Source organism: Vibrio sp. 2304, from assembly GCF_033339475.1.
In the GTDB taxonomy this organism is placed as follows: Bacteria; Pseudomonadota; Gammaproteobacteria; order Enterobacterales; family Vibrionaceae; genus Vibrio; species Vibrio alginolyticus.
The window spans coordinates 65,300-79,269 of the sequence record NZ_JAWOUQ010000011.1 but is presented as its reverse complement, the minus strand read 5'-3'; the positions used below and the strand labels follow the sequence as shown (position 1 = coordinate 79,269).

The 13,970-nt window shown below is 44.1% G+C and carries 10 protein-coding genes; 3 read left to right on the top strand and 7 right to left on the bottom strand.

Going from position 1 to position 13,970, the window contains the following annotated elements; all coding sequences use genetic code 11:
* Positions 1 to 28: 28 nt before the first annotated feature.
* Together R7P64_RS18895 and R7P64_RS18890 are read left to right on the top strand one after the other, a co-directional pair.
* On the top strand, positions 29 to 898 hold the full coding sequence (locus R7P64_RS18895; RefSeq protein ID WP_017633622.1) for a hypothetical protein: 870 nt from the start codon (positions 29 to 31) through the stop codon (positions 896 to 898).
* Positions 895 to 1,320 carry a hypothetical protein gene (locus tag R7P64_RS18890; protein ID WP_318123820.1) on the top strand — a complete coding sequence of 142 codons (426 nt, stop codon included), beginning with the start codon at positions 895 to 897 and terminating at the stop codon, positions 1,318 to 1,320. The genes R7P64_RS18895 and R7P64_RS18890 overlap by 4 nt, the downstream gene beginning before the upstream one ends.
* Positions 1,321 to 1,643: 323 nt before the next feature.
* Here R7P64_RS18890 and carB read toward each other — a convergent pair whose 3' ends face one another.
* From carB to secA, 5 genes are all read right to left on the bottom strand, one after another.
* On the bottom strand, positions 1,644 to 4,877 hold the full coding sequence (gene carB, locus R7P64_RS18885) for a carbamoyl-phosphate synthase large subunit (protein ID WP_005381854.1): 3,234 nt from the start codon (positions 4,875 to 4,877) through the stop codon (positions 1,644 to 1,646).
* 16 nt (positions 4,878 to 4,893) lie between these two features.
* Complete coding sequence (carA, locus tag R7P64_RS18880; RefSeq protein ID WP_213972920.1) at positions 4,894 to 6,033, bottom strand: glutamine-hydrolyzing carbamoyl-phosphate synthase small subunit; 1,140 nt, start codon at positions 6,031 to 6,033, stop codon at positions 4,894 to 4,896.
* A gap of 481 nt (positions 6,034 to 6,514) precedes the next feature.
* Positions 6,515 to 7,324 (bottom strand): 4-hydroxy-tetrahydrodipicolinate reductase, encoded by an 810-nt coding sequence (dapB, locus tag R7P64_RS18875; protein WP_005381860.1) that lies wholly within the window; start codon positions 7,322 to 7,324, stop codon positions 6,515 to 6,517.
* 110 nt (positions 7,325 to 7,434) lie between these two features.
* On the bottom strand, positions 7,435 to 7,833 hold the full coding sequence (mutT, locus tag R7P64_RS18870; RefSeq protein ID WP_005387387.1) for an 8-oxo-dGTP diphosphatase MutT: 399 nt from the start codon (positions 7,831 to 7,833) through the stop codon (positions 7,435 to 7,437).
* Positions 7,834 to 7,988: 155 nt separating this feature from the next.
* Positions 7,989 to 10,718: a preprotein translocase subunit SecA gene (secA, locus tag R7P64_RS18865; RefSeq protein WP_047102008.1), complete on the bottom strand. Its 2,730-nt coding sequence runs from the start codon at positions 10,716 to 10,718 to the stop codon at positions 7,989 to 7,991.
* Positions 10,719 to 11,125: 407 nt separating this feature from the next.
* On the opposite strand from secA, the gene R7P64_RS18860 reads away from it, so the two are divergent.
* A complete protein-coding gene (locus R7P64_RS18860; protein WP_033906094.1) occupies positions 11,126 to 11,584 on the top strand; it encodes a DUF721 domain-containing protein in 459 nt (152 codons plus the stop codon).
* Positions 11,585 to 11,697: 113 nt separating this feature from the next.
* Here R7P64_RS18860 and lpxC read toward each other — a convergent pair whose 3' ends face one another.
* Together lpxC and ftsZ are read right to left on the bottom strand one after the other, a co-directional pair.
* Positions 11,698 to 12,615 carry a UDP-3-O-acyl-N-acetylglucosamine deacetylase gene (lpxC, locus tag R7P64_RS18855; protein WP_005381871.1) on the bottom strand — a complete coding sequence of 306 codons (918 nt, stop codon included), beginning with the start codon at positions 12,613 to 12,615 and terminating at the stop codon, positions 11,698 to 11,700.
* 101 nt (positions 12,616 to 12,716) lie between these two features.
* Positions 12,717 to 13,955 (bottom strand): cell division protein FtsZ, encoded by a 1,239-nt coding sequence (gene ftsZ / locus R7P64_RS18850; protein WP_017633617.1) that lies wholly within the window; start codon positions 13,953 to 13,955, stop codon positions 12,717 to 12,719.
* Positions 13,956 to 13,970 lie beyond the last annotated feature (15 nt).

The following is a 13,970-nucleotide window of genomic DNA, read 5'->3' as shown; positions in this document are numbered from 1 at the left end:
CTCAAGGCCCGATATCTGAGGAAAATACATGACTAGCAACTACCCTTTATCACGACATCAATCCTCAAAAAATAGTGGTAGTATAAGCACCTACCCACTTTATAAATCAAATCATCAACATCGAAATCAAGAAACCATTATCTTATCTATCGAGAGCTTCGATATCGTTGTCAAGAACAATGTAAAAGATAAAGCGAAATTAGAACGTTGGGAAAAGATAAAGGGAATGTTTGAAAATACAGCAAACTATTATGCTACAGGACAGGACTTAGTTTTTATAACCAACTTATCAAACTATTTGTACGGAAATAATAGCTCTGTTATCGTTAAAAATTATTCTGGAGCTCCACATATCATACTCACAGGCTCCCCTGCTATGCACTCAAAGCTTTCTGGATTAGGAAAATTTCTTCCCACTCCAACTGTGGCAAAGTTCGCTGTTGGACCAGAAGGGGCATTACAATCCATTAGAAGTGGGGGCATAATAACAATTATCTTAATATCCACATACAGAGTGATTGACTTTTTCCTCAATGACCGTCAAACCTTAGCCAAACTATTTGGTACTTTAGCTAGTGATATAATCACTATCGGGTTATCGTCAGCTGCAGCAGCTATATTTGTAAACTTTGCCGCAGCAGTGGGTGGCAGTGTTGTAACTTTAAGTGCTGGCCCATTATTAGGGGCTATTTTGATAAGCTCGGCTGTAGGTCTTTTATTGAATAGAGAAAATGATAAACGAGGTTTAACACAGAAGTTAATAGCCTCTATAGATATTTACTTAAAGCAAAGAGATATAGAAGCAAAGAGAAGAGCAAAAGAAGAATATAATGAGATTCAACGTAAAACTCAAAGTATGATTTTCTCGCAAGAAATACAGCGAGGTTTGTTACGATGAAAAAAGGGAGTTACGACCGAACGCAAGTGTTTTTTTATTTAATAATTTTATTAGCATCAGCAATATCACTGTTAATATATGGTTTTGATGGATTGTCAGACTTTTATCTTAACATCTATAATAATGAAAGTTATTCATCTTTTGATCAGGCTGATATTTTGATTATAGGCTCTAGTTTGATCTTATTTGAATGCTCTAGAATGTCCGTAAAAACATTAAAATCAAATAATTTCCTAACTAAAAGTGAGTTTAAAAACTCTAGTAAGATATTCCTAACTATATCGGTAACTAGTTTTTTTCTTCTTTATCCCTCGCTACTAGCAGCAGATGTTTTTGCAAAAAGTAACGGATACTCTCTTTATACTGAAGAATCAACTTATAACTTAGTCTTAGAAAAAAGAACCTATCGAAGCACTCCATAGTTAGTATGTTTTTAAGCTCGACACTGCTTATTTTAACTTTTTCTAATTACCTATCTGCTTAAAGAGTTATGGTCGGCTTAATACCTCAGTCCTACAGCATTAATTTTGTTGTAGCAAGTGGTAGTACTATTTCTTCCTCTTTGGGCACATTGCTTGCCATCATTAGCTTGATGATCTTCAAAAGCGAAGCATACCAATCGTTCCTAGCACACTTTAATGCTCTTCATTTTAGAAAAACCTCGATATAAAAAAGCCCGCTCAAATGAGCGGGCAATGAGGTTGTCATGTAAGCCCTGATTAATGAGCTTACTGATTTTTATCTGTTACGCGTCTAGACTCGCTTTCACTTTAGCGTGTAACTCTTGAACCGAAGTTACTGACGCTTTTGCGTCTGCAGTATGAGACATACATGTAGCGAACGCTGCATTCAGTGTCGTTGTGTAGTTCACTTTTTCTGCCAGTGCACCACGGCGTAGAACTTTCGAATCTTCAATCGCTTGACGACCAGCAGCCGTGTTTACGATGTAGGTGTATTCGTTGTTCTTGATGCGGTCAAGAATGTGTGGACGACCTTCGTGTACTTTGTTTACCAAACGTGGGTTAATACCCGCTTCGCCCAGAATTACAGCTGTACCGTGTGTCGCATCCAACTGGTAACCCAGTTTCACTAACTTAGAAGCTAGGTCAACAACACGCTCTTTATCACCTTCACGTACAGACAGTAGCGCACGACCACCTTCAGGATAAACCGCACCACAACCTAGCTCTGCTTTCGCGTAAGCTTCTGCGAACGTTGCACCCACACCCATTACTTCACCTGTTGAGCGCATTTCAGGGCCCAATAGAGGGTCAACACCAGGGAATTTGTTGAACGGCAGAACCACTTCTTTCACTGAGTAGTAAGGAGGGATAATCTCTTTAGTAAAGCCTTGTGACTCTAGAGATTGACCCGCCATTACACGTGCAGCGATTTTCGCTAGAGGAGCGCCTGTCGCTTTCGATACGAATGGTACCGTACGAGCAGCACGAGGGTTCACTTCAATTAGATAAACGTCGTTATCTTTCACAGCAAACTGCGTGTTCATCAAACCGCGCACACCGAGTTCGAATGCTAACTTCTCAACTTGCTCACGCATCTTGTCTTGAATTTCCTGACTTAGCGTGTATGCAGGCAGTGAACATGCAGAGTCACCAGAGTGAACACCCGCTTGTTCGATGTGCTCCATGATACCGCCGATAACGACGCGTTCACCGTCACAGATAGCATCAATATCAACTTCGGTTGCATCATCCAAGAAACGGTCTAGCAGAACTGGAGACTCGTTCGATACGCTTACTGCTTCGTTGAAGTAGCGACGCAGGTCTTGCTCGTCGTACACGATTTCCATCGCACGACCACCGAGTACATAAGATGGACGAACAACTAATGGGAAGCCAATTTCTTTCGATTTCTCAACCGCTTGCTCCATCGTTGTTACTGTCGCGTTTTCTGGCTGAAGTAGACCTAAACGGTCAACAGCGGCTTGGAAGCGTTCACGGTCTTCCGCACGGTCGATAGCATCTGGGCTAGTACCAATGATTGGCACACCAGCCGCTTCTAGAGCACGAGCCAGTTTAAGTGGCGTTTGACCACCGTACTGAACAATCACACCTTTTGGTTTTTCAACGCGAGCGATAGACAGTACATCTTCCAGAGTTACTGGCTCGAAGTACAGACGATCAGACGTATCGTAGTCAGTAGATACCGTTTCTGGGTTACAGTTAACCATAATGGTTTCGTAACCGTCTTCACGCAGCGCAAGTGATGCATGGACACAACAGTAATCGAATTCGATACCTTGGCCGATACGGTTTGGACCGCCACCAAGAACCATGATCTTATCTTTGTCTGTTGGGTTTGCTTCACATTCTTCATCGTAAGATGAGTACATGTAAGCCGTGTCAGAAGAAAACTCTGCTGCACATGTATCCACACGTTTGTAAACCGGATGAATATCAAACTGCTCACGAGCACGGCGAATTTCACTTTCAGCGACACCAAGCAATTTAGACAAGCGAGCATCAGAGAAGCCTTTGCGTTTCATCTGACGAAGCACTTCTTTGGTCAAACCTGCGTAGCCGCCCGCCTTGACTTGTTCTTCGAGTTTTACAATTTCTTCGATTTGAACCAGGAACCAGCGGTCGATTTGAGTCAAGTTGAACACACCGTCGACTGACATACCCGCTCGGAATGCATCGGCGATGTACCAGATACGCTCTGCACCTGCTTCTTTAAGTTCGTGACGAATCTTAGTCAGTGCATCTGGCGCTTCCAGATCGACCATCTCATCAAAACCAGTTGCGCCAACTTCTAGGCCACGCAGTGCTTTATGAAGAGATTCTTGTTGGTTACGACCAATCGCCATTACCTCACCAACCGATTTCATCTGAGTTGTCAGACGATCGTTTGCACCAGCAAATTTCTCGAAGTTAAAGCGAGGGATCTTAGTTACGACGTAGTCGATAGTTGGTTCAAATGACGCGGGTGTTGCACCACCTGTGATGTCGTTTTGTAGTTCGTCTAGCGTAAAGCCAACAGCCAGTTTCGCGGCAATTTTCGCAATTGGGAAGCCTGTTGCTTTTGATGCTAGCGCAGAAGAGCGAGATACACGCGGGTTCATCTCGATGATGACCATACGACCATCTTTCGGGTTGATACCAAACTGTACGTTTGAACCACCTGTTTCAACACCGATTTCACGCAGAACAGCTAGCGATGCATTACGCATAAGCTGGTATTCTTTGTCAGTCAGTGTTTGTGCTGGAGCAACCGTGATTGAGTCGCCCGTATGGATGCCCATTGGGTCAAAGTTCTCGATTGAACATACGATGATACAGTTGTCCGCTTTGTCACGAACGACTTCCATTTCGTACTCTTTCCAACCGATTAGTGACTCATCGATAAGAAGTTCGTTGGTCGGAGATAAGTCCAGACCGCGACGACAGATTTCTTCGAACTCTTCTTTGTTGTACGCGATACCACCACCAGTGCCACCCATGGTGAACGATGGACGAATGATACAAGGGAAGCCAACCATATCTAAAACTTTGTAAGCTTCTTCCATGCTCTTCGCTGTATCTGCGCGAGGACACTCAAGGCCGATAGACTTCATCGCTTTATCAAAACGAGAACGGTCTTCCGCTTTGTCGATTGCATCAGCCGTTGCACCAATCATCTCTACGCCAAACTCTGCGAGAACGCCGTGCTTCTCTAAATCTAACGCACAGTTAAGTGCTGTCTGACCACCCATAGTTGGCAGAACTGCATCAGGACGTTCTTTCTCGATGATCTTGCGTACAACTTCCCACTGAATCGGCTCGATGTAAGTCGCATCTGCCATCTCTGGGTCAGTCATGATGGTTGCTGGGTTAGAGTTAACCAGGATAACTCGGTAGCCTTCTTCGCGAAGAGCTTTACACGCTTGTGCGCCAGAGTAGTCAAACTCACATGCCTGACCGATAACAATCGGACCAGCACCAAGAATTAGAATACTTTGAATGTCAGTACGTTTTGGCATTATCTACTACTCCGAATTAAGCGCTGTGTTTTTTGATTAGTTCGATAAAGTGGTCAAATAGCGGTGCCGCGTCATGTGGACCAGGGCTCGCTTCTGGGTGACCTTGGAAGCTAAATGCTGGCTTGTCTGTGCGGTGGATACCTTGCAAAGAGCCATCAAATAGCGATACGTGAGTAGCACGTAAGTTTTCCGGTAATGTTGCTTCATCTACCGCAAAGCCGTGGTTTTGCGAAGTGATCATCACAACGTTACGCTCTAAATCTTTTACTGGGTGGTTTGCACCGTGGTGACCAAACTTCATTTTCACCGTTTGCGCACCTGATGCTAGCGCCAGAATTTGGTGACCTAGACAAATACCAAAAATTGGCAGGCCTTTTTCTAGGAACACTTTGGTTGCTTCAATCGCGTAAGTACATGGTTCTGGGTCACCAGGGCCGTTCGATAAGAATACGCCATCTGGATTTAGTGCCAGAACTTCTTCCGCTGACGTTTCTGCAGGTACAACCGTTAAGCGGCAGCCGCGGTCAACCAACATTCGTAAGATGTTGCGTTTTGCGCCAAAGTCGTAAGCGACAACGTGGTATGGCAGCTCGCTGTCATCTTTCGCCTCTGGAAGTCCACCTTCAAGCGTCCACGAACCTTGCTTCCATTGATACGCTTCTTTTGTTGTAACTTCTTTCGCAAGGTCCATTCCTTTTAAGCCTGGGAATTCTTTTGCTTTCGCTAGTGCCAAAGCTTCGTCTAGGTTGTTGCCCGCAACAATACAGCCGTTTTGAGCACCTTTTTCACGCAGGATACGAGTGAGCTTACGAGTATCGATATCAGCGATGCCAACGATATTTTGCGACTTAAGATAATCAGAGAGGGATTGTTCGTTACGGAAGTTAGAAGCGATTAGAGGAAGATCGCGAATCACAAGGCCTTGTGCATGAATGGAAGAGGATTCTTCATCTTCGGAAGTGGTTCCGGTATTGCCAATGTGAGGATAAGTGAGAGTGACGATTTGCTGAGAATAGGAAGGATCAGTGAGGATTTCTTGATACCCCGTCATCGAGGTATTAAAAACGACTTCACCAACGGAAAGACCATCTGCCCCTATGGACACTCCGCGGAACACTGTCCCATCTTCTAGGACCAACAGTGCTAATTTACCCAAGACAACCTCCAGAATAAAAATGCAAAAAAAATAAATCAAACTGCAAACATGCCTTCCTTTACCTATAAAATCTACATAAATAGGTATTTCAGACAAATTGGCGGTATTCTAAAGTTGGACTCGAAACCTGTCAACCTACAATCAAAAATAAATGATTAATTTCTAGCGAGTAAGGTCATTTTGAATCAGTAAGGCCCAAAAAGATAACTTTTACATGCTATTACATAGAGAGGCATAGAGGTTTAATGAATTTTACAAATTTGAACTTTTTAGAGATCACAAAAAAGTATGAGTTTTTCACGCAAACGTTCACCCAACAAAAAAGACATTAGTTTTTAGACATCAAAACCAAAAACCCCCACAAAACAACCAAAACAACAACAAAAGTAAGTGCCAAAATACTTTCTGTTAGAATCATTTCATTTACAAATAATTCTATAGATATAAAAAAGCCGGCTACCGCCGGCGAATAATTATGTATTTAGAGTTCATTCAATCCCAAAACATCTGTCATGGTATAAAAGCCCGCAGGTTTGGCACTCAACCAAACAGCGGCCTTGACGGCGCCATTAGCAAACGTCATACGATCGGTCGCTTTGTGCGTTATCTCCACTCGTTCCCCGATATCAGCAAACATGGCTGTGTGCTCACCGACAATATCGCCAGCGCGAATTGTAGCAAAGCCGATCTCATCTTTAGTACGTTCACCTGTGATACCTTCTCGCGCATAGACAGCTACATCATTCAGCTTGTTGCCCATCGCACCAGCAATGGCTTCGCCCATCCCGATAGCGGTACCAGAAGGAGCATCAACTTTATGACGATGATGTGCTTCGACAATCTCAACATCACAGTAGTCGCCCATCACTTTGGCTGCTTTCTCAAGAAGCTTAAATACTAGGTTCACACCAACAGAGTAGTTAGGAGCCATGACAACAGGCACTTGCTTAGCGGCTTCGTCAATCAGTTCACGCTCTGCATCACTGAAACCAGTCGTCCCAATCACAATACTCTTTCCATGCTTCTTACACAGTTCAAGATTCGCCAACGTACTTACTGGGGCAGTAAAATCGATGATTACATCAAAATTATCGACGTCTTTAGCAAGATCATCCGTTAAGAACACATCGAATTTGCCTTCACCACAAAGTTCACCGATATCGACACCGACAAGTGAGGACTCAGGTCGTTCTGATCCCGCGCTCACTGTCGCCTCTGGGTTAAGGTGTGAAGCTTTAACCAAATTACGGCCCATTCGGCCTGCTGCTCCTGCGATTGCAATACGAACCATTGCGCTTTCTCTCCTTCTCTGGATAACGAGGTTTGCTCTCGTTCTCTCGTTTCGCTTAATCTATTTAAACTAACAACATACCGTGGTTACCACAAGCAAGTTCATCAGGCTTAAGCGAACTCTTTTACGACACGCTCCAAGATAGGCACGTTCGCTTCAGGAAAGGCATAGTTACCCAATTCTCTTATCTCAACCCAGCGACCTTCTTGACCTTCTCGGCCATAAGGCTCATTACTGAACTTAGATACCGTAATAAAATCAAACTTAAGTGATTTGTCTGGATAGTCATATTCCAAATGCTCGAAAAGGGCTTGCTCAGTAACTTCAATTCCTACTTCTTCTTCAAGTTCTCTTGCTAGAGCATGTTCAATACTTTCTCCTGACTCGACTTTCCCGCCGGGAAACTCCCAAAACCCGCCTTTATGCTTGTCGTCTGGACGCTTCGTAATAAAAATTTTTGATTTGTCTTGGTTAAAAATAATAGCCGCGACTATGTGAATTCTTTTCATAGGGGTTCCTAACTCTCAAGCCGTTACACTTCAACGGTCTTTGCATCTCTAAAACTATCCGATGCTATCAAAACTTATGAAATTCGACAGCCACAGAATTTGCTTAAAAAAAGAGCCGCCTAGGCGACTCTTTAAAAAATTATCTGACTAATACGTTAGTCGATCTTGCCGTGGCACTGTTTATACTTCTTACCACTACCACAAGGGCAAGGCTCATTGCGACCTACTTTACGTTCATCACGTACCATTGGCTGACTTGAACCTTCTTCAGATTCTTCACCTTCAGAAAGAGGGTTTTGTGCTGCTGCGTGTTGCGCTTGAGCACGACGAGCGGCCTCTTCAGCTTGCGCACGACGTTGCTCTTCCATACGTTCAACTTCTTCTTGTTGCTGAACTCGAACGCGAGATAGAACAGTAATCACATCAGTTTTCAGCGCTTCTAGTAGACCTTCAAACAGTTCAAACGATTCACGCTTGTATTCCTGTTTCGGGTTCTTCTGCGCATAGCCGCGTAAGTGAATACCCTGACGCAAGTGATCCATTGCTGCCAAGTGCTCTTTCCAAAGCGTATCCAGAGTTTGAAGCATAACCGATTTCTCGAAGTTACGAAGCACTTGCGCACCCACCACTTCCTCTTTCTCTTTGTACACTTCAACGGCTAGATTGATGATCTTCTCGCGTAGCGCCTCTTCGTAAAGCTTATCGTCTTCTTCAAGCCATTGCTTCACTGGCGCATCAAGATCGAAGTCTGCTTTCAAGCGCTCTTGCAGACCTTCAACGTCCCACATATCTTCTAGTGATTGTGGCGGGATGTACTCATCAATAACCGCGGTTAGCACATCTTCACGGTTTTGCTCGATCATACCGCTGATGTCTTCAACGTTCATCAATTCGTCGCGCAGCTCGTAGACAACCTTACGCTGATCGTTCGCCACATCATCGTATTCTAGTAGCTGCTTACGGATATCAAAGTTACGACCTTCCACTTTGCGCTGTGCTTTTTCAATTGAGCGAGAAAGCATTTTCGATTCAATAGCTTCACCTTCTTCCATACCACTTTGAATAAGGCTCGCCATACGATCAGAAGTGAAAATACGTAACAAAGAGTCTTCCATAGATAGGTAGAAGCGCGATGAACCCGCATCACCTTGACGACCAGAACGACCACGTAGCTGGTTATCAATACGGCGAGATTCGTGGCGCTCAGTACCAATGATGTGTAGACCACCAGCATCTAGTACTTGATCATGTACCACTTTCCACTCTGCTTTAATCGCATCGATTTGTTCTTGAGTTGGGTTCTCCAAAGCTTCCACTTTTGACTGCCAACTACCGCCAAGCACAATATCCGTACCACGACCGGCCATGTTGGTCGCGATAGTTACCGCACCCGGCATACCCGCTTCAGCAACAATTTCCGCTTCCTTCTCATGGAATTTCGCATTCAATACGTTGTGTTTGATCTTCGCTTTCTTCAAGGCGTTGGAGAGTAGTTCTGATTTTTCAATCGATACGGTACCAACCAATGTTGGCTGACCTTTCGCAACGCGCTCTTTGATATCTTCAATGATTGCAGCAAACTTCTCAGCTTCGGTACGGTACACCACATCCGGCATATCGTTACGAATCATTGGTTTGTTGGTTGGGATAACCACCGTTTCCAAGCCATAAATAGATTGGAACTCAAACGCTTCAGTATCCGCAGTACCTGTCATACCAGACAGTTTTTCGTATAAGCGGAAGTAGTTCTGGAAGGTAATCGAAGCCAAAGTTTGGTTTTCGTTTTGAATCTTAACGCCTTCTTTCGCTTCTACTGCTTGGTGAAGACCTTCAGACCAACGACGACCTGGCATTGTACGACCAGTATGTTCATCAACAATTACTACTTCACCTTCGTCAGTAACGATGTAATCAACGTTGCGCTCAAACAACACATGAGCACGCAAAGCGGCATTCACGTGATGTAACATGCTGATGTTAGTCGGAGAGTAAAGTGTGTCACCCTCTTCCATAAGACCATTTTTCACCAACAGTTCTTCAACGTACTCTTGGCCCGTTTCTGTGAGGTATACTTGCTTTGATTTCTCATCAACAGTGTAGTGACCATCACCACGATATTCTTCAGAGTCTTCTTTGTCTTGCTTTTTAAGATGCGGGATCAAAAGGTTGATTCGGGTGTATAGCTCAGAGCTATCTTCAGCAGGACCAGAAATGATCAAAGGAGTACGAGCTTCATCAATTAGGATTGAGTCCACCTCATCGACAACTGCAAAGAAGCGATCACGCTGTACACGGTCTTCGCTACGGAAGGCCATATTGTCACGAAGGTAGTCAAAACCAAATTCATTGTTCGTTCCGTACAAGATATCAGCTTGGTACGCTTCTTTTTTCTCTTGAGGAGGCATGTTTGGCACGTTTACGCCAACAGTCATACCTAAAAATTCAAATAGAGGGCGGTTTGTCTCTGCATCACGTTTAGCTAGATAATCGTTCACTGTTACAATGTGAACGCCTTTACCAGCCAGGGCATTTAGGTAAGCAGGAAGCGTTGCCGTCAGCGTTTTACCTTCACCCGTACGCATTTCAGCGATTTGACCCGCATTTAGAACCATACCGCCGATAAGCTGGACGTCGAAGTGGCGCATACCGTAGACACGCTTAGATGCTTCACGAACCGTAGCAAAAGCTTCTGGAAGTAGTTTATCAAGAGTTTCACCTTTCTCTAGGCGCTCACGGAATTCAACCGTCTTTGCTTTTAACTCTTCATCACTTAGAGCCTCGAATGTTGGCTCATAGTTATTAATTTCTTTTACAATTTTTCTAAGGCGGCGCAGTGTTCGGTCGTTGCGACTGCCAATCACTTTTGTCAGTAGCTTAGTTATCATTTTTCGTGAATCTCTCTTTATTCAGACCGTTCCCGATCTACTCATAATGCCTTCAGTCTCTGCCAGTTTGGAACTAAGAATACTGAGATAAATCATTTATCAAAGATATTGAGTTCAAACATCCATATTTCAAGGCTAAGTTTTGAAACAATGTGGCTTAGTGTAAGGATTTTTAATCGATACAACCATAAATAGACGTATTTGTTTGAAGCACTCTGAAGTTTTTACTTAAAGTGGTGACTGATTAGCCGATATTGCATACCGCAATATGTGTAATCCATCCAGAGCAAACTTTGCTTTTTACCTTGCTACATTGTAAAACTGAATCTAAAGACGTTAATGTAAACTATACCTTGATAGAAAGCTGCTCTAGAATAGCTATATCTCAACAAAATTAGATTTTACCTATGCGTGATCACCGTCCAACCTCGACTGAAGATGTTATTGCTGAGTCACAGTTCAAGCAGATTCAAGAACATGCTGGAGAAATCTTACAGCTTAACCAAGCTTTGCAAGAGGTCTTACCCACGGGGACGGCCGATCATTGCCGAGTAGCGAATGTTCGTAACGGCCATCTATTGATCGATGTCTCTAGTGCCGCGATCAAAATGAAGATCGATTACGATCGCCTCATGATCCTAAATAAACTTCGTACTCAAGGCTTTGCCAAGCTGATGAGCGTTGAAGTGAGGATCAATCCTTCACTATATCGAAACCGCTTTCAACAAGACGACAGACCTAAGCGTCCACCACTAACCGAATCTGCAGCAAAGTCATTAATGACGATTGCCGACATGGCGCCACCGAAAATTCAAGAGCGTTTAAAACGATTAGCCGATATGGCAGAAAAGGAAGATCGTAAGTGAACGTTATTTCAATATGCTGAAAGCTTGAATGTTATTGATAAATCCAGGATTAAAGCCAAATAGCAAAAAACCAGGCATAAGCCTGGTTTTTTATTAATTCTAATGCCAAGTATTTACGCAAGCACCATATTTGGTTCTGCGAATGCTACTGGTGAGCCGACTTCTTCTTCGAATGTAGTCCACTCCCACGCTTCCTGATCTGCAAGAACAGCACGTAACAGTTGGTTATTTAAACCGTGGCCAGATTTAAAGGCACGGAATTCACCAATGATTGGGTGGCCACACATGTAAAGGTCACCAATCGCATCCAACACTTTGTGAGTCACAAACTCATTTTCAAAGCGTAGACCTTCTTCATTAAGAATACGGTAATCATCCAAAACGATAGCATTGTCAAAACTACCACCCAAAACTAGGTTTTGAGATTGTAGATATTCGATATCACGCATAAAGCCAAACGTACGTGCTCGAGAAATCTCACGAACAAAGCCTTTTGACGAGAAATCAAACAGCAAACGTTGCTCGTCTGATTCAATCGCTGGGTGATTAAACTCAATTTCGAAGTCCATACGGAAGCCGTTAAATGGTACAAATTCTGCCCATTTATCACCATCTTCAAAACGAACTGGCTTTTTGATGCGGATGAAGCGTTTTGGCGCATTTTGCGTTTCGATACCTGCTTGTTGTAGCAAGTATACAAATGGGCTTGCACTACCATCCATGATCGGAATTTCAGGTGCGTCTACTTCGACAACAATGTTATCGATGCCCATACCAGCAAGTGCCGCATTCAAGTGCTCAACAGTTGAAATACGCACACCTTCATCGTTTACCAATGCAGTACAAAGCATGGTGTCACGAACCGAAGCTGGATCAGCTGGAAAATCTACAGGTGGATTTACATCTGTACGACGGTAAATGATACCTGTATTTGCAGCAGCCGGGCGCAGAGTAAGTGTGACTTTACGACCAGAGTGGAGACCCACACCAGTTGTTTTCACTATTTCTTTCAGAGTACGTTGTCTGATCATCTGCTTGCCTCTCAAAAATTTGCTACAAAACACGGCCGTCTGTAACGTCGACCGTGAATGCTACCATAATTTTGAGCCATGTCAAATTTATGGGTTAAAGATTAATCAGCCTGACGACGCAAAAATGCCGGTATATCTAAATAACCACTTTCCTTTTCTTGCTTTGGAGCCGCAGAACTTTGGCTCGACGAAGCTGGAGAAGAAGGAGCAGTGTTTGTCGGCTGAGGAGTTACCTGTGGCTTCTCTTGCACTTGATTATTTTGCAAGGTCTGTGCCGGTTTTTCTTCAGCTTGCGTTGCCGCTGCTTGTTGCTGTGGTTGAGCTTGCGGCGTCGGTGCCACTTTAGCTTTACCACCCGCAACTAGCGTGATATCTGGCTTTTTCTCATTACCAATACCTGTCGCTACAACTGTTACGCGGATTTCGTCAGTCATATCAGGGTCTAGAGAAGTACCGATAACAACAGTCGCATTGTCAGAAGCGAATGCCTTCACTGTATTACCAACCGTCTCAAACTCGTCAAGACGCATATCCAGACCAGCAGTAATATTGACAAGAACACCACGAGCGCCCGCTAGATCGATGTCTTCCAGAAGTGGGCTAGAAATTGCCATTTCAGCCGCTTCTTCAGCACGGTCTTCACCTTTGGCGATGCCGCTACCCATCATTGCGTGACCCATTTCAGACATTACAGTTCTTACGTCCGCAAAGTCGACGTTGATCATGCCAGGGCGAGTAATTAGCTCAGCAATACCTTGAACGGCATTCTTAAGAACATCGTTAGCGCTTGCAAAAGCTTCTAGTAGTGTTACACCACGACCAAGTACTTTAAGTAGCTTTTCGTTTGGAATCGTGATCAAAGAGTCAACATGCTTAGACAGCTCATCGATACCTTGCTCAGCAAATGCCAAACGCTTTTTACCTTCAAAACTAAACGGTTTAGTTACTACCGCTACTGTTAGAATGCCAAGCTCTTTAGCCACTTCAGCAATAACAGGCGCTGCACCAGTACCGGTACCGCCACCCATACCAGCTGCGATAAACACCATATCGGCGCCAGTCAGGGAATCTTTAATTCGATCTCTGTCTTCGAGAGCTGCGTCACGGCCAACCTGTGGATTAGCACCTGCACCCAGACCTTTAGTGATATCACCACCGATCTGAATAACATTGCCAACGCTTGTCTTACGAAGTGCTTGCGCATCAGTGTTGACGCTGATGAATTCCACACCTTCGATGGATTCACGCACCATGTGTTCAACGGCGTTACCACCGCCGCCACCAACCCCAACGACCTTGATTACTGCATCGTCAGACATTTCCATCATCGGTTCAAACATGTGTTGTCTCCGTTT

Excerpts from the sequence above, each read along its gene's own strand:
- R7P64_RS18895 (WP_017633622.1), top strand. The coding sequence starts at position 29 with ATGACTAGCAACTACCCTTTATCACGACATCAATCCTCAAAAAATAGT.
- R7P64_RS18890 (WP_318123820.1), top strand. The coding sequence starts at position 895 with ATGAAAAAAGGGAGTTACGACCGAACGCAAGTGTTTTTTTATTTAATA.
- carB (WP_005381854.1), bottom strand. The coding sequence starts at position 4,877 with ATGCCAAAACGTACTGACATTCAAAGTATTCTAATTCTTGGTGCTGGT.
- dapB (WP_005381860.1), bottom strand. The coding sequence starts at position 7,324 with ATGGTTCGTATTGCAATCGCAGGAGCAGCAGGCCGAATGGGCCGTAAT.
- mutT (WP_005387387.1), bottom strand. The coding sequence starts at position 7,833 with ATGAAAAGAATTCACATAGTCGCGGCTATTATTTTTAACCAAGACAAA.
- secA (WP_047102008.1), bottom strand. The coding sequence starts at position 10,718 with ATGATAACTAAGCTACTGACAAAAGTGATTGGCAGTCGCAACGACCGA.
- R7P64_RS18860 (WP_033906094.1), top strand. The coding sequence starts at position 11,126 with ATGCGTGATCACCGTCCAACCTCGACTGAAGATGTTATTGCTGAGTCA.
- lpxC (WP_005381871.1), bottom strand. The coding sequence starts at position 12,615 with ATGATCAGACAACGTACTCTGAAAGAAATAGTGAAAACAACTGGTGTG.
- ftsZ (WP_017633617.1), bottom strand. The coding sequence starts at position 13,955 with ATGTTTGAACCGATGATGGAAATGTCTGACGATGCAGTAATCAAGGTC.